This is a genomic window from Vibrio cionasavignyae, assembly GCF_050337155.1.
In the GTDB taxonomy this organism is placed as follows: domain Bacteria; phylum Pseudomonadota; class Gammaproteobacteria; order Enterobacterales; family Vibrionaceae; genus Vibrio; species Vibrio nomapromontoriensis.
The window spans coordinates 27832-42944 of record NZ_JAKJSR010000032.1 but is presented as its reverse complement, the minus strand read 5'-3'; the positions used below and the strand labels follow the sequence as shown (position 1 = coordinate 42944).

Sequence of the window (15113 nt, the reverse complement as noted above, 5' to 3'; positions counted from 1 at the left end):
TGGAGCATGCAACTTAATTCCACAGAAATAAGCGACCTAATCAAGCAGCGTATCGAATCTTTCGATGTTGTGAGTGAAGCTCGTAATGAAGGTACAATCGTTTCGGTAAGCGATGGTATCATTCGCATTCACGGCCTAGCGGACGTGATGCAAGGTGAAATGATTGAATTACCGGGTGGCCGTTATGCACTCGCACTTAACCTCGAGCGTGACTCGGTTGGTGCAGTTGTAATGGGACCATATGCTGACCTTAGAGAAGGCATGAAAGTAACAGGTACTGGTCGTATTCTTGAAGTACCAGTTGGTCCAGAAATGCTTGGTCGTGTTGTAAACACACTAGGTGAGCCTATTGATGGCAAAGGTCCAATTGAAGCTAAGCTTACTTCACCAGTAGAAGTGATTGCACCTGGCGTAATCGACCGTAAATCGGTAGATCAACCAGTACAAACCGGCTATAAGTCTGTTGACTCAATGATCCCAATCGGTCGTGGTCAACGTGAACTTATCATCGGTGACCGTCAGATTGGTAAAACAGCACTGGCGATCGACTCAATCATTAACCAGAAAGATTCTGGTATCTTCTCTATCTACGTAGCGATTGGCCAAAAGGCATCAACAATTGCTAACGTAGTACGTAAATTGGAAGAGCATGGTGCACTAGCGAATACTATCGTTGTTGTTGCATCGGCGTCTGAGTCTGCTGCACTACAATACCTAGCACCATATGCTGGTTGTGCAATGGGTGAATACTTCCGTGATCGTGGTGAAGATGCACTAATTGTTTATGATGACTTGTCTAAGCAAGCGGTAGCTTACCGTCAGATCTCTCTACTATTGAAACGTCCACCTGGCCGTGAGGCTTTCCCTGGTGACGTATTCTACCTTCACTCTCGTCTTCTAGAGCGTGCAGCTCGTGTAAGCGAAGAGTACGTAGAGCGTTTCACTAACGGTGAAGTAAAAGGTAAGACTGGTTCTTTAACTGCTCTTCCTATTATCGAAACTCAAGCTGGTGACGTATCTGCATTCGTACCGACGAACGTAATCTCGATTACCGATGGTCAAATCTTCCTACAAACTGAAGCATTCAACTCGGGCGTACGTCCAGCGGTTGACCCTGGTATTTCAGTATCTCGTGTAGGTGGTGCAGCTCAGACTAAGATTATCAAGAAGCTATCAGGTGGTATTCGTACTGCACTAGCGGCTTATCGTGAGCTAGCAGCGTTTGCTCAGTTCTCATCTGATCTAGATGAAGCAACTAAGCGTCAGCTAAGCCACGGTCAGAAAGTGACTGAGTTGATGAAGCAGAAGCAATACGCTCCTATGTCAGTATTTGACCAAGCGCTTGTGATCTTTGCAGCGGAACGTGGTTACTTGGAAGATGTAGAAATCAATAAGATTCTAGACTTCGAAGCAGCTTTACTATCGTACGCTCAAATCCAGTATGCTGATCTTATTAAAGAGATCAACACAACGGGTGCTTACAACAAAGAAATCGAAGCTCAGCTGAAAAAGCTGACGGACGATTTCAAAGCAACCCAGACTTGGTAATTAGTGGGTGACCTTTAGGTCACCACTTATGGAGAGTAACGATGGCCGGCGCAAAAGAGATACGTAATAAAATCGGTAGTGTGAAGAGCACTCAGAAAATTACGAAAGCGATGGAAATGGTAGCAGCTTCAAAAATGCGTCGTTCGCAAGACTCGCGTGAAGCTTCTCGTCCATACGCTGAAACTATGCGTAAAGTGATCGGTCATTTGGCAAATGCAAATCTAGAGTACCAACATCCGTACCTAGAAGAGCGTGAAGCCAAGCGTGTTGGTTACGTCATTGTTTCTACCGACCGAGGCTTATGTGGCGGTTTGAACATTAACTTGTTCAAGAAAACTGTCCTTGAGCTAAAGGATTGGAAAGAAAAAGGTGCTGAGATTGAGCTGGCGGTAATTGGCTCAAAAGCAACGGCATTTTTTAATAATAGCGGCGCTAAAGTAGCGGCACAGGTGTCTGGTTTAGGCGATAGCCCAAGCTTAGAAGACCTTATCGGTACGGTTGGCGTCATGCTAAAGAAATATGACGACGGCGAATTGGATCGCCTGTATGTAGTGTATAACCACTTTGTGAACACTATGGTGCAGGAACCAACGATCGATCAATTGCTACCTTTGCCTAAATCAGAAAGCGAAGAAATGCAGCGTAATCATTCTTGGGGCTATATTTATGAGCCTGAGCCAAAACCATTACTAGATGCACTATTGCTTCGTTATATCGAATCTCAAGTGTATCAGGGTGTGGTAGAGAACCTTGCTTGTGAGCAAGCGGCTCGAATGATTGCAATGAAAGCTGCAACAGATAACGCGAGCAACCTGATTGATGATTTAGAACTTGTGTACAACAAAGCGCGTCAAGCGGCTATTACACAAGAGCTATCAGAAATCGTTTCAGGTGCGGCTGCAGTTTAAGCTTAGGTAAAACGAAATAGATAGAGGATTAACGATGGCTACAGGTAAGATCGTACAGATCATCGGTGCGGTAGTCGACGTAGAGTTCCCACAGAGCGATGTACCTAGTATATACGACGCTCTAAACGTTACAGAATCTAAAGAGCGTCTAGTTCTTGAAGTTCAACAACAACTAGGCGGTGGCGTAGTTCGTTGTATCGTAATGGGTAGCTCTGATGGTTTACGTCGTGGTTTGACAGTAGAAAACACTGGCGCTCCAATCTCAGTACCAGTAGGTACTAAGACTCTTGGTCGTATCATGAATGTTCTTGGTGATGCGATTGATGAGTGTGGTGAGATCGGTGCGGAAGAAAGTTATGCGATTCACCGTGAAGCGCCAAGCTATGAAGAGCAATCTAGCGAGACATCTCTTCTAGAAACAGGTGTTAAAGTAATCGACTTGATTTGCCCATTCGCTAAGGGTGGTAAAATTGGTCTATTCGGTGGTGCTGGTGTAGGTAAGACCGTCAACATGATGGAACTTATCAACAACATCGCACTACAACACTCTGGTTTGTCTGTATTCGCAGGTGTTGGTGAGCGTACTCGTGAAGGTAACGATTTCTACTTTGAGATGCAGGAAGCTGGCGTTGTAAACGTTAAAAATCCTGAAGAATCAAAAGTAGCAATGGTTTACGGTCAGATGAACGAGCCACCGGGCAACCGTCTACGTGTTGCACTGACTGGTCTAACGATGGCAGAACGTTTCCGTGACGAAGGTCGTGACGTACTACTGTTCATCGATAACATCTACCGTTATACCCTAGCGGGAACAGAGGTATCGGCACTTCTAGGTCGTATGCCATCTGCGGTAGGTTACCAGCCAACTCTTGCAGAAGAGATGGGTGTACTACAGGAGCGTATCACGTCAACTAAGTCAGGATCGATTACGTCGATTCAAGCGGTATACGTACCTGCGGATGACTTGACGGATCCATCTCCAGCAACGACGTTCGCGCACTTGGATGCAACGGTTACACTAAACCGTAGCATTGCTGCAATGGGTCTATACCCTGCGATCGACCCACTGGATTCTACATCTCGTCAACTTGATCCACTTGTAGTAGGTCAAGAGCACTATGATGTGGCACGTGGTGTTCAGCAAACGCTTCAGCGCTATAAAGAGCTGAAAGATATCATTGCGATTCTAGGTATGGATGAGCTGTCTGAAGAAGATAAGCAACTTGTATCTCGTGCACGTAAGATTGAACGTTTCCTAACTCAGCCTTATCACGTAGCTGAAGTATTTACTGGCGACCCAGGCATCTATGTATCTCTAAAAGAGACACTACGTGGCTTTAAAGGTCTACTAGCTGGTGACTACGACGACATTCCAGAGCAAGCGTTTATGTACTGCGGTACTATCGACGATGCTATCGAGAATGCTAAGAAGCTATAAGGCTAAATAGGAGGCGATATGGCAGCAATAACCTTTCACCTAGACGTAGTAAGCGCTGAGAAAAAACTTTTCTCAGGTCTTGTTGAGACGTTTCAGGTGTCCGGTAGCGAAGGTGAACTTGGTATTTTCCATGGTCACACACCGCTGCTGACCGCTATTCAGCCTGGTATGGTGCGTATCGTTAAACAGCACGGCCACGAAGAGTTCATTTATGTCTCGGGTGGTATTGTTGAAGTTCAGCCTGGTACAGCGACTGTACTGGCTGATACAGCAATTCGTGCTGAAGAGCTAGACGCAGCAAAGGCAGAAGAAGCCAAACGCAAAGCTGAAGAGAATATTTCGAATCAGCATGGCGATATGGACTTCGCGCAAGCGGCCAGTGAACTGGCTAAAGCCATTGCTCAGCTTCGAGTAATTGAGCTGACAAAAAAACGTCGCTAATCTCGATTAGCAGCGATGAGAAAGGCGGCCTTATGGTCGCCTTTTTGCTTTCTGTCGATCATTTGTCTATTTAAAGAAAAAATATAGCGTTACCGAATTAACATCCCACTCAATCATCGCTAGAATGGTTGCAGCTTAAATAAACGTCAGTGGTTAATAATAATGAAATTTAGTGCAGTTGTGCTTGCCGCGGGTAAAGGTACTCGCATGTATTCCAATAAACCTAAAGTGTTACATACGCTTGCTGGAAAGCCGATGGTTAAGCATGTTATTGACACATGTGAAGGCTTAGGCTCGCAAAATATCCACTTGGTCTACGGCCACGGTGGAGAAATGATGCAATCAGAATTACAACAAGAGCGTGTTAACTGGGTATTGCAAGCCGATCAGCTAGGCACAGGTCATGCTGTTGACCAAGCCTCTCCCCACTTTGCTGATGATGAAAAAGTGTTGGTTCTTTATGGTGATGTTCCACTTATCTCAGAGCAGACCATTGAAAATTTATTAGATGCTCAACCAAATGGTGGAATTGCGTTGTTAACCGTGGTTCTGGATAACCCGATGGGTTATGGCCGTATCGTGCGTAAGAATGGCCCGGTTGTGGCGATTGTGGAGCAAAAAGATGCGACAGAAGAGCAGAAGCTAATTAAAGAGATCAATACTGGTGTGATGGTGGCGACCGGTGGTGATCTTAAACGTTGGTTGTCAGGCCTTAGTAATGATAATGCGCAAGGTGAATATTACCTGACGGATGTTATCGCGGCAGCGCACAATGAAGGTCGTGCGGTAGAGGCGGTCCATCCAGCGAACCCTATTGAAGTAGAAGGGGTGAATGACCGAGCTCAACTTGCTCGCCTTGAGCGTGCCTTCCAATCAATGCAAGCTCAAAAACTGCTAGAGCAGGGTGTGATGCTACGCGACCCAAATCGTTTTGATCTGCGTGGTCAGCTGCAGTGTGGTATGGACGTAGAGATTGATGTGAATGTGGTAATTGAAGGGTCAGTTTCTTTGGGTGATAACGTGGTTATCGGTGCGGGAAGCGTACTGAAAGACTGTGAAATTGATGACAACACGATTGTTCGTCCATACAGTGTGATTGAAGGTGCTACTGTTGGTGAGGCGTGTACAGTTGGACCATTTACCCGTCTTCGTCCTGGCGCGGATCTTCGCAATGACTCACATGTGGGTAACTTTGTTGAAGTGAAGAATACTCGCTTGGGTGAAGGCTCTAAAGCCAACCATCTTACTTACCTTGGTGACGCAGAAATTGGTCAGCGAGTGAATGTTGGCGCAGGTGTTATTACGTGTAACTACGATGGTGCCAATAAATTCAAGACGTTAATTGGTGATGATGTCTTTGTTGGTTCTGACGCGCAGTTGATTGCACCGGTTAGCATTGCAGATGGTGCAACCGTTGGCGCTGGCGCAACCGTCACGAAAGATGTAGCAGCAGGTGAGTTAGTGATTACTCGCGCCAAAGAACGCCGCATTGCTGGCTGGATTCGCCCTGTAAAGAAAAAATAGTCATCACACTTTAACGTGTCGCTCGGTACTCTAGTATTGCGCAAAAGGCCTCTTTGAGGCCTTTTTTATTGTCAGTGGCTTGGGATAGCAATACGCTTCTCTACCCAGCGTACCCCTTGTGATACCACAAGAATGAGAACTAAATATTCCAGTACTAAAAAGCTATAGATCTCCAATGGTAAGTACTCATTGACCACTAACTCATTGGCACGGCGTGTGAGATCGCTTAAACCAATGACACTGACGAGTGATGACATCTTGAGGATGTAGACAAACTGATTCCCAAGTGGTGGCAATATTTGCCTGAAAGCTTGAGGTAAAATGACGAGGCGCATTTTTTGCCAATAGTTTAACCCTAAGGATTCGGATGCTTCGTGCTGCCCTCTGGAGATAGCCTGAATCCCACCTCGAAAGACTTCAGCCATAAAGGCGCTTTCTGCGATAGTCAAAGCAATGACGCCAGCCCAAAAATGATTAAGAGAAATATCCATTAGGGTTGGCATACCATAATAAACCCACAGTAATAACACCAAAACTGGAATCGAACGAATCACCTCAACATAGAGTCGGTTCATCGCTTTGAGCCAGCTGTTATTAGATAGAGCTGGGAAGGCCACCAGCAACCCAATGGACATCGCAAACAACATGCTGAGCAGAGATACATAAATTGTGTCTTTGAAACCCGCAAGTAGAAACTTAAGATTGACTTGACCTTGTTCGGTGGCTGGATTTAACACATACCACCCCCACTCGTAGTCAGAGCAGCCTGATAATATGGGTAAGCACAGTATGATGGTTAATATTCGATAGCTCACAAACGTCCCTAATTTTCCCTGAAAATTCCATCTGTTACTGCTATGTTATCAAGGTTATATAATGAATGTTTAATAATTTTAGGGACGTATTAATGAAGAAGTGGATTCTTGGTTTTATCATGACGGTTTTGTCGATTGGGCAAGCTGCGGCAGAAACAAGTCGCTTACAAGAAATATTGGATGCAGGTGTACTAAGAGTGGGAACAACGGGTGATTGGAACCCCATGACGATGAAAGATCCGGCGACCAATTCATATCGTGGTTTTGATATCGATGTGACGACAGAGCTCGCCAAAGATCTTGGCGTTAAGGTCGAATATGTTGCCACTGACTGGAAAACACTGGTTAATGGGATCACGGCAAATAAATATGACATTACCGGTAGTGCTTCACTGAACATGTCACGGGCAAAAGTAGCTGGCTATAGCCAGCCGTATTTTTATTTAGCGTTTGTCCCCGTGGTACAGAAAAAAGATCTGCAGAAATTCTCCGATTGGTCAGACTTTAACAAGCCTGATGTAAAAGTGGCCGCGACACTTGGTACTGTGCAAGAAAAAATGGTTAAGGCCTTCTTTCCAGATGCAAAACACATTGTTATTGAAGCGCCAGCGCGAGATTTTCAAGAGCTGTTAGCTCGTCGTGCTGATGTGTCAGTCACCTCGAATGTTGAAGCGGCGACGTTGGTGACGAAATTTAAGCAGTTGGCGATAGTGCCGGTAAAAGCGCCACGCAAGCCTACGCCTATTTCCATGCTATTACCGCAAAAAGACCAGGTCTGGATTAACTACGTTAACCACTGGGTCGAATTGAAAAAGACTCAGGGCTTCTTTGATGAAACAGCGGCAAAGTGGGGGCTAAAAAGTCTTTGAGTAAAAAAGGGCGACATTGTCGCCCTTTTTTACTTTGTATGTTGCTTGTCTCAGGAGTGGTAACACGCGTTATGGTTTACTCATCATTGGCCACACGTGAGTTATCAGGAATGGTCAGTTCGCTTGTTAATGCAGGGTTCGAAATGACATACCCTAGCCACATCAATACTAAACATCCTAAAATGACATAACCTACGGCCGTTTGCGCAATCACTGCGAATGTGGCGACGAGAGCACTGGCCAAGCTACTGACTCCTATCTGAATACTGTTTTGTAGTCCCGCTGCAGTGGCAGAGCAGTGTGGTGCGCTAGATAGCGCACGATTAACCACGATAGGATAGATTGCTCCGTTTGCTACCGCGAGTAAACAGAATGGCGCCAATATTGGCCAAACTGAGGTTAATTGCCATTGGCAAGCCGCAAACACCAGCAGAATAGCAACCGTTTCTAATCCGAGCAGTTGCTTAAGAACGGCTTCATCACCGAGTTTAGCCACTAACTTCTTACCCATGTAACCGCCGACCATAAAGGCGATAGTTTGCGGGATAAAGCTGAGTCCAATATCTTTCGCGGAGTAGCCTAGCTGGTTCATTATTTCTGGCATACCGGTTAAGTAAGCAAAAAATGCGGCCGAAGCGACGGCGTAAATAATGACATTACCGATATAGTCTCGTGATCCTAACAAGCTTTTTAGATCGGCAGAGACGGATGTTGTTTTGACCTTACTCGTGCTGCTATCTTTCATCGATAAAGTGATGAGTGCTAGCAATGCACCTGTCATCGCAAGGACGACAAAAATACTGTGCCAACCCCAAAATTCAGTGAGCAGTACGCCAAGTTGAGGTGCAAGTGCTGGAGATAGTGCCACTAACGGCATGATAGTCGCAAAGATTTGTTGGCTGGTCTTTTTATCAAACTTGTCGATAACCATCGATTGCCAAATGACCGCGGGAGCACAAACGCCAATGGCCTGAAGCATTCGTAATGTCAGCAATTGCCATACTTCTTGGCTCCAGGCGAGACCAATCGATGCGATAGTAAATACGACTAAGCCAGTAAAAAGGGTTTTTCTGTGGCCAAAACGGTCACTGGCTAAGCCCCAAACAAATTGTCCTAGTCCCATACCCACTAAAAAGACTGTCAGCGATAACGCGATCTGTTCTGGTCCAGTAGCAAAATCTTGCTCGATTAATTTGAACGCAGGCAAGTACATGTCTGTGGCAATAAAGCCAAGCATGGACAAGATGGAAAGATAGATAAGTTGCAGTTTTGAGATTTTCATTGTTATTCCTTTGAATTTTTTTCACAGGAATGAGTTGGCGCCAGCCCATGCTGTTAGTGTGGTGTATTCTATTTTTGGAATTAGAAAAAATAAAACGCTATATTTTGTAGTTATAAATCAAAAAATTTGAAAGGTAAGGTTATGTACTCACGTCCGTCACTCGAAATGTTAGATATGATTGCACGACTCGGCAGTTTCAGTGCGGCAGCAGAAGCATTGCATAAAGTCCCGTCTGCAATCAGTTATAGCGTACGCCAGATAGAGCAAGAGATTGGTACTCCTTTATTTAGGCGATTGCCTCGTCGTGTGGAACTAACACCTGCGGGCAAGGTGTTTATTGCTGAGGCGAGGCGCTTGCTTCGTCAAATGGATGAATTGACACGCCATACTCGGCGTGCGGCTTCAGGGTGGCAGAAGCGACTCAAGTTGACCTTAGATAATATTGTAAAAGTCGATAAATTATCGGTGTTGATCGAAGACTTTTACGCAGAGTTTGAGTCGGCAGAATTGCAGATCAATATGGAAGTGTATAACGGATCCTGGGAAGCGATTTCCGAACAGCGAGCGGATATTGTGATTGGTGCGACATCGGCGATTCCGGTGAGTGGAGAGTATGGGGTGAGGCCGATGGGGGAGCTACAGTGGACCTTAGTGATGTCACCCCTCCATCCTTGTGCGCAAGTGGCTGAGTTAGATGAAGAGTTTGCCAGTCAGTTTCCAGCTATTTGCTTAGACGACACGTCACGTGTGTTGCCAAAGCGTCATACACAGCACAGCCCTAGACAGCGGCGACTATTGTTGCCCAATTGGTATTCGGCAATAGAGTGTTTGAAAAGTGGTGTCGGTATTGGCTATATGCCTCGCCATATAGCAGAGCCCCTTATTGATAGCGGCTCGCTGGTGGCGCGTTCGCTTAATAATGACACCATAGATAGCCAATGCTGTTTAGTTTGGCGTAAGGATGACAGTAATAAGTTGATTCACTGGATGCTTAACTATCTTGGTTCATCAAGCCAATTGCATTCGGACTGGTTAAAACACTGAGTGGCGCCATATTCTGATTGCCCTTGATTAAAAAGAACGCTATTTTGTTTATTGTTAATACGCTGTTCGGTAAAGGGTGTTTAAGAATGTCGAAGTTAATTGATAGGAAGTGGCAGCTGCTACCAGTAATGGCGCTTTCTGTGGTTATGATAGGTGGTTTATATGGATTTAATATTACCTTAGAACGCCTCGTTCATGGGTCAGTAAAGCGGACAACGGACTCTCTGTTGACCGATGTAATTTACGAAATTCACGAAGATAATCCGAGTTTTACCAGTCGCCTACAAATAGATGATTATATTGGCGATCTGACTCAGGCTGATGCAGACGCCAGAATTCAGGTGATTAATAGTAACGGGGTCGTGGTGGGCGATACCGCGCTATCTGACCGAGCGCTAGTGGATCTGGACAGTCATGCAAACCGACCCGAATTTATTCAAGCTTGGGAAAGCGGAGAAGGCGGAGATGTTCGTTTTAGTTCCGTGTTATCTGTCGACTTGTTGTATTCCTCCCGAAGGGTGACGATTGATCAGCAAGATTATGTCGTGGTTTTAGCCGTTCCAATGCATCATTTGGAGAATATGACGTTTCAGTTAATGAGCATCTTAGTGGGCTTAGCGCTGTTAAGTATCGCGATGCTGATTGCAACGTCTTTGCTTAGTCATCGCCAGATAGAAGCGAGCGTTACGGCGGAAAAGAATAAACAAGATGAACGGATTCATCAGCGAACTCTTGAAATAGAGCTGATGCATCGTTTAGCGAATATGCTAGCAGCGTGTCAAAACCTTGTAGAAGCCCAGCGTGTCGTTGAGGATATTGTGCCGCGCATTCTGGGACAACTGAATGGCAGTATTTCATTGATGCGTTCATCCAGAAACCAACTGGTTAATCAATTGGATTGGGGGGAGAAGTGGCCTGGGAGCAAAAGCTTTGCTCCTGATGAATGCTGGTCACTACGTACAGGGCGTAGCCATTTATCTATTGAAGCGTTTCACCATTTATCGTGTGAGCATATGTCGTCGATTGATAACAATCAGACCTTGTGCATCCCGTTAACCGCACATGGTAATACCATCGGTATTATGCACTTATATTTTGGGCAGGGAGAGATAGAGGTCGAGGAACTCACCACACAACTGGCTTACAGTGTCGCGGAGCATCTTGGCCTAGCTCTGGCGAATTTAAGTTTACAAGAAAAATTACGTTCACAGGCACTAAGCGACCCATTAACGGGTCTATACAATCGTCGCTTCTTTGAACAAAAGCTGACAGAGCATACTAATAACTCAGCAACGAGCAGCGAGTCATTGTCACTACTCATGCTTGACCTCGACCACTTTAAGCGTTTTAACGACAATTTCGGCCATGATGCTGGAGATTATGTGCTAAAAGAGATCAGTTCTTTACTCAAAAGAACCGTCGCTGATGATGAAATAGCGTGCCGATTAGGGGGAGAAGAGCTCGCGGTGATCTTACCGCACTGCAATATGGCAGATGCCACTGAATACGCTAATAACATTGTTAACCTAATCCGAACCTTGCACCTAGAGCATAAGGGGTTATCTTTGGGGCAGTTGAGTGTGTCAATTGGTGTCGCGACGTACCCTGATCCGGCTTCCGATATTGAAGCGTTGGTTAAGATGGCAGATAAAGCCTTGTATCTAGCAAAAGATCAAGGGCGAGACCGAGTGGTAAACTACCAGCAGTACAATGAATTTAAATCTCCGGAGCTTGGACTGGTTGAAAACCAGTAATCGGGGGTTACTGAGAAACTTGCCATCAAAAAACGCCTCATCAGAGGCGTTTTTATTAGGTAAAGCGTCGATTCTAAATAGAAACTGAGCGCCCGTTACAGCAGCGTGTTAAGACAAGAAAAATTGATACGATGGGTTATCTGTTTCATCTTTACACTGGTAGCCTAGTTCACGCAGATGTGAAGAAAACTCGGCGAGATCACTGTCTTGTAGCTCAAAACCACACAGCACCCGACCGTAGTCAGCGCCATGGTTACGGTAGTTGAATAAGCTGATATTCCAATGCGTCCCCAGCGTGCTCAGGAACTTCAGTAGAGCACCTGGATATTCTGGGAACTCAAAGCTATACAAACGCTCTTGAAGTGGCTTAGAAGGCTTGCCACCAATCATATAACGGATATGTAGTTTGGCCATCTCATCATCTGACAGATCGACAACCGGGTAGCCACCAGCACGTAAATCTTTAATGATACCCTCGAGCTCTTCCTGACCACCAGCGAGACGCACACCGACAAAAATATTCGCCAGTTTGTCATCATTGTAGCGGTAGTTAAACTCAGTAACGGCTCGCCCACCAATGATATTACAGAACTCAAAGAATGCGCCCTGATGTTCCGGAATAGTCACGGCCAACAAACCTTCACGCTTTTCACCAAGCTCACAACGTTCGGAAACATAACGCAAGCCATGGAAATTAGTGTTGGCTCCAGAAAGCACGGTGCCTAGCTGTTTGTTCTGCAGTGCGTGTTTTTCGGCAAACTTTTTAAGTCCAGCCAGAGCAAGCGCGCCAGAAGGCTCAGCGATAGCGCGCGTGTCTTCGAAAATATCTTTTACAGCAGAGCAGATTTCATCACTGGAGACGGTAATATGCCCATCAATATATTCTTGGCATAGACGGAAGGTTTCTTGACCGATAATTTTAACCGCAACCCCATCAGCAAACATACTCACCTGATCTAGAGCCACTGGTTTTCCAGCGTCCAGCGCGGCTTTTAGACAGGCAGAATCTTCCGGTTCCACTGCAATCACTTTGATTTCTGGCATCAGTTGTTTAACTAATACCGCGACGCCAGCGGCTAACCCGCCGCCGCCGACTGGAACAAAAATATAGTCGAGGTGACCATTTTGCTGCAGCATTTCCATGCCGATCGTACCTTGTCCTGCAATGACAAGCGGGTGATCAAAGGGAGGCACAAAGGTGTAACCGTGCAAAGCGGATAAACGCTCTGCTTCGGCTTTTGCTTCATCAAAGTTGTTGCCGTGTAATACAACGTGACCGCCAAAGCTGCGTACCGCATCCACTTTAATGTCTGGCGTGGTCTTAGGCATCACGATAGTTGTGCTAATACCCAGTTTGGTGCCAGACAACGCCATGCCCTGTGCATGGTTACCGGCTGAGGCTGCGATAACCCCTGCTTTTTTCTGCGCTTCAGTAAGGTTAGATACCATATTATAGGCACCACGTAGCTTAAATGAATGCACGGGCTGGCGATCTTCACGTTTGATTTGCACGTTATTATGAATACGAGCAGATAAGCGAGGCATATCTTGCAGTGGCGTTAATGTCGCCACTTCGTAAACAGGAGCGCGCAATACCTGGCGCAGGTACTCTGCGCCAGTTTTGGGATAACTTTCGCTACTCATTAGACTATCCCTCGAGTTTAGACTTATCTCGTACCGCACCTTTATCAGCACTCGTTGCCATACTCGCATACGCTTTCAGCGCTAAAGAAACCACACGTTCACGATTGGCAGGTTTCCAACCAAGTTGATCTTGTGCTTCACGTCGAGCCGCCAATTCTTCCTCTGGGACGTCCAGTGAGATGGAGCGGGCTGGGATATTAATATCAATAATATCGCCGTTGTTCACAAGGCCAATGGTGCCACCGTTAGCGGCTTCTGGGGACGCGTGGCCAATAGATAGGCCAGAAGTACCGCCAGAGAAGCGACCGTCGGTGAGTAGTGCACATTCTTTACCTAGACCCATAGATTTCAGGTACGTGGTTGGGTAAAGCATTTCCTGCATACCAGGACCACCTTTAGGCCCCTCATAACGGATGATGACCACATCGCCCGCTTTGACTTTGCCGCCTAAAATGCCATCTACCGCGTCTTCTTGGCTTTCGAAAACGACCGCTGGACCACGGAAGACTAGGCTACCTTCATCGACGCCAGCTGTTTTAACAATACAACCGTCGACGGCGATATTTCCGCTCAGTACCGCCAGTCCGCCTTCTTGGCTAAAGGCATTTTCCTTGGTACGAATACAGCCATCTTTGCGATCGTCATCAAGGCGATCCCAACGACAATCTTGAGAGAAAGCTTTCGTGGTACGGATACCAGCAGGGCCCGCTCTGAAGAATTTTAATACTTCCTCATCCTCGGTTTGCATGATGTCGTATTGCGCTAGCTGCTCTTTCATAGAAAGACCCAGTACAGTACGTGTATCGCTATTGAGTAATCCTGCGCGATCGAGCTCACCGAGAATCGCCATCACGCCACCAGCACGGTGCACGTCTTCCATGTGGTATTTAGGTGTTGATGGTGCCACTTTACATAGGTGTGGGACTCGGCGTGACATTTCATCGATATCGTTCATATCGAAGTTAATCTCACCTTCTTGCGCGGAAGCTAAAAGGTGCAGAACGGTATTACTTGAACCGCCCATGGCAATATCCAACGCCATAGCATTTTCAAATGCGGCACGGTTAGCGATATTACGTGGTAGCGCAGACTCATCATCTTGCTCGTAGTAACGCTTGGTTAATTCGATAATGCGTTTACCGGCATTTAGGAATAACTGTTCACGGTCAGCGTGTGTCGCCAACATTGAGCCATTACCAGGTTGAGAAAGGCCAAGCGCTTCTGTTAGGCAGTTCATTGAGTTAGCCGTAAACATGCCAGAACATGATCCACATGTTGGACACGCAGAACGCTCAACTTGTTCACTTTGTTCATCAGAGATGGTTGGATCCGCGCCTTGGATCATGGCATCGACTAGATCCAGCTTGATGATCTGATCGGAAAGCTTGGTTTTACCCGCTTCCATTGGTCCGCCAGAGACAAAAATTACCGGAATATTAAGGCGCATGGCTGCCATCATCATCCCAGGGGTGATTTTGTCACAGTTGGAGATGCATACCATAGCGTCCGCGCAGTGCGCGTTAACCATATATTCAACCGAGTCGGCAATTAGCTCGCGTGATGGCAATGAATACAGCATACCGCCGTGACCCATCGCGATACCATCATCAACGGCAATGGTGTTGAACTCTTTGGCGATACCGCCCGCTTTTTCAATCTCACCTGCCACCAATTGACCCATATCTTTAAGGTGAACATGGCCTGGAACGAATTGAGTGAAAGAGTTTACGACGGCAATGATAGGTTTACCAAAGTCTTCGTCTTTGACACCTGTTGCTCGCCAAAGTGCACGAGCACCCGCCATGTTGCGACCATGTGTTGAGGTCGCGGATTTGTAGATAGGCAT

The 15113-nt window shown here is 46.2% G+C and carries 12 protein-coding genes; 8 read left to right on the top strand and 4 right to left on the bottom strand.

Features of this window, described 5'->3' with window-relative positions; all coding sequences use genetic code 11:
* Positions 1–6 precede the first annotated feature (6 nt).
* The 5 genes from atpA (at position 7) to glmU (ending at position 5859) form a co-directional block, all read left to right on the top strand.
* Positions 7–1548 carry a F0F1 ATP synthase subunit alpha gene (atpA, locus tag L4D74_RS22495; RefSeq protein WP_428754698.1) on the top strand — a complete coding sequence of 514 codons (1542 nt, stop codon included), beginning with the start codon at positions 7–9 and terminating at the stop codon, positions 1546–1548.
* A gap of 41 nt (positions 1549–1589) precedes the next feature.
* A complete protein-coding gene (gene atpG / locus L4D74_RS22490; RefSeq protein WP_265676787.1) occupies positions 1590–2456 on the top strand; it encodes a F0F1 ATP synthase subunit gamma in 867 nt (288 codons plus the stop codon).
* A 34-nt stretch (positions 2457–2490) separates the two neighbouring features.
* Positions 2491–3894, top strand: a complete 1404-nt coding sequence (atpD, locus tag L4D74_RS22485) for a F0F1 ATP synthase subunit beta (protein WP_265676786.1) — start codon at positions 2491–2493, stop codon at positions 3892–3894.
* Positions 3895–3912: 18 nt separating this feature from the next.
* Complete coding sequence (locus L4D74_RS22480) at positions 3913–4335, top strand: F0F1 ATP synthase subunit epsilon (RefSeq protein ID WP_265676785.1); 423 nt, start codon at positions 3913–3915, stop codon at positions 4333–4335.
* A 162-nt stretch (positions 4336–4497) separates the two neighbouring features.
* On the top strand, positions 4498–5859 hold the full coding sequence (gene glmU, locus L4D74_RS22475) for a bifunctional UDP-N-acetylglucosamine diphosphorylase/glucosamine-1-phosphate N-acetyltransferase GlmU (protein WP_428754697.1): 1362 nt from the start codon (positions 4498–4500) through the stop codon (positions 5857–5859).
* A gap of 71 nt (positions 5860–5930) precedes the next feature.
* On the opposite strand, the gene L4D74_RS22470 is transcribed toward glmU, so the two are convergent.
* Entirely contained in the window at positions 5931–6674 is a 744-nt protein-coding gene (locus L4D74_RS22470; protein WP_428754696.1) for an amino acid ABC transporter permease, read from the bottom strand.
* Between the two features lie 92 nt (positions 6675–6766).
* Here L4D74_RS22470 and L4D74_RS22465 point away from each other — a divergent pair, with 92 nt between their 5' ends.
* On the top strand, positions 6767–7543 hold the full coding sequence (locus L4D74_RS22465) for a transporter substrate-binding domain-containing protein (RefSeq protein ID WP_428754695.1): 777 nt from the start codon (positions 6767–6769) through the stop codon (positions 7541–7543).
* A 76-nt stretch (positions 7544–7619) separates the two neighbouring features.
* Here L4D74_RS22465 and punC read toward each other — a convergent pair whose 3' ends face one another.
* On the bottom strand, positions 7620–8825 hold the full coding sequence (punC, locus tag L4D74_RS22460) for a purine nucleoside transporter PunC (RefSeq protein WP_265676781.1): 1206 nt from the start codon (positions 8823–8825) through the stop codon (positions 7620–7622).
* Positions 8826–8966: 141 nt separating this feature from the next.
* Between punC and punR the strand changes: the two genes are divergently transcribed.
* Both punR and L4D74_RS22450 read left to right on the top strand, forming a co-directional pair.
* Complete coding sequence (punR, locus tag L4D74_RS22455) at positions 8967–9869, top strand: DNA-binding transcriptional activator PunR (protein WP_428754694.1); 903 nt, start codon at positions 8967–8969, stop codon at positions 9867–9869.
* 86 nt (positions 9870–9955) lie between these two features.
* The gene (locus L4D74_RS22450) at positions 9956–11623 is read left to right on the top strand and encodes a sensor domain-containing diguanylate cyclase (protein ID WP_428754693.1); all 1668 of its coding nucleotides are present in this window, start codon (positions 9956–9958) and stop codon (positions 11621–11623) included.
* Positions 11624–11731: 108 nt separating this feature from the next.
* On the opposite strand, the gene ilvA is transcribed toward L4D74_RS22450, so the two are convergent.
* Both ilvA and ilvD read right to left on the bottom strand, forming a co-directional pair.
* Positions 11732–13267 (bottom strand): threonine ammonia-lyase, biosynthetic, encoded by a 1536-nt coding sequence (ilvA, locus tag L4D74_RS22445; protein WP_265676778.1) that lies wholly within the window; start codon positions 13265–13267, stop codon positions 11732–11734.
* Positions 13268–13271: 4 nt separating this feature from the next.
* Positions 13272–15113 (bottom strand): dihydroxy-acid dehydratase, encoded by a 1842-nt coding sequence (gene ilvD / locus L4D74_RS22440; protein ID WP_428754692.1) that lies wholly within the window; start codon positions 15111–15113, stop codon positions 13272–13274.

What these genes read in the sequence shown, in the direction of transcription:
- atpA (WP_428754698.1), top strand. Translation starts at nt 7, where the DNA reads ATGCAACTTAATTCCACAGAAATAAGCGACCTAATCAAGCAGCGTATC.
- atpG (WP_265676787.1), top strand. Translation starts at nt 1,590, where the DNA reads ATGGCCGGCGCAAAAGAGATACGTAATAAAATCGGTAGTGTGAAGAGC.
- atpD (WP_265676786.1), top strand. Translation starts at nt 2,491, where the DNA reads ATGGCTACAGGTAAGATCGTACAGATCATCGGTGCGGTAGTCGACGTA.
- L4D74_RS22480 (WP_265676785.1), top strand. Translation starts at nt 3,913, where the DNA reads ATGGCAGCAATAACCTTTCACCTAGACGTAGTAAGCGCTGAGAAAAAA.
- glmU (WP_428754697.1), top strand. Translation starts at nt 4,498, where the DNA reads ATGAAATTTAGTGCAGTTGTGCTTGCCGCGGGTAAAGGTACTCGCATG.
- L4D74_RS22465 (WP_428754695.1), top strand. Translation starts at nt 6,767, where the DNA reads ATGAAGAAGTGGATTCTTGGTTTTATCATGACGGTTTTGTCGATTGGG.
- punC (WP_265676781.1), bottom strand. Translation starts at nt 8,825, where the DNA reads ATGAAAATCTCAAAACTGCAACTTATCTATCTTTCCATCTTGTCCATG.
- punR (WP_428754694.1), top strand. Translation starts at nt 8,967, where the DNA reads ATGTACTCACGTCCGTCACTCGAAATGTTAGATATGATTGCACGACTC.
- L4D74_RS22450 (WP_428754693.1), top strand. Translation starts at nt 9,956, where the DNA reads ATGTCGAAGTTAATTGATAGGAAGTGGCAGCTGCTACCAGTAATGGCG.
- ilvA (WP_265676778.1), bottom strand. Translation starts at nt 13,267, where the DNA reads ATGAGTAGCGAAAGTTATCCCAAAACTGGCGCAGAGTACCTGCGCCAG.
- ilvD (WP_428754692.1), bottom strand. Translation starts at nt 15,113, where the DNA reads ATGCCTATCTACAAATCCGCGACCTCAACACATGGTCGCAACATGGCG.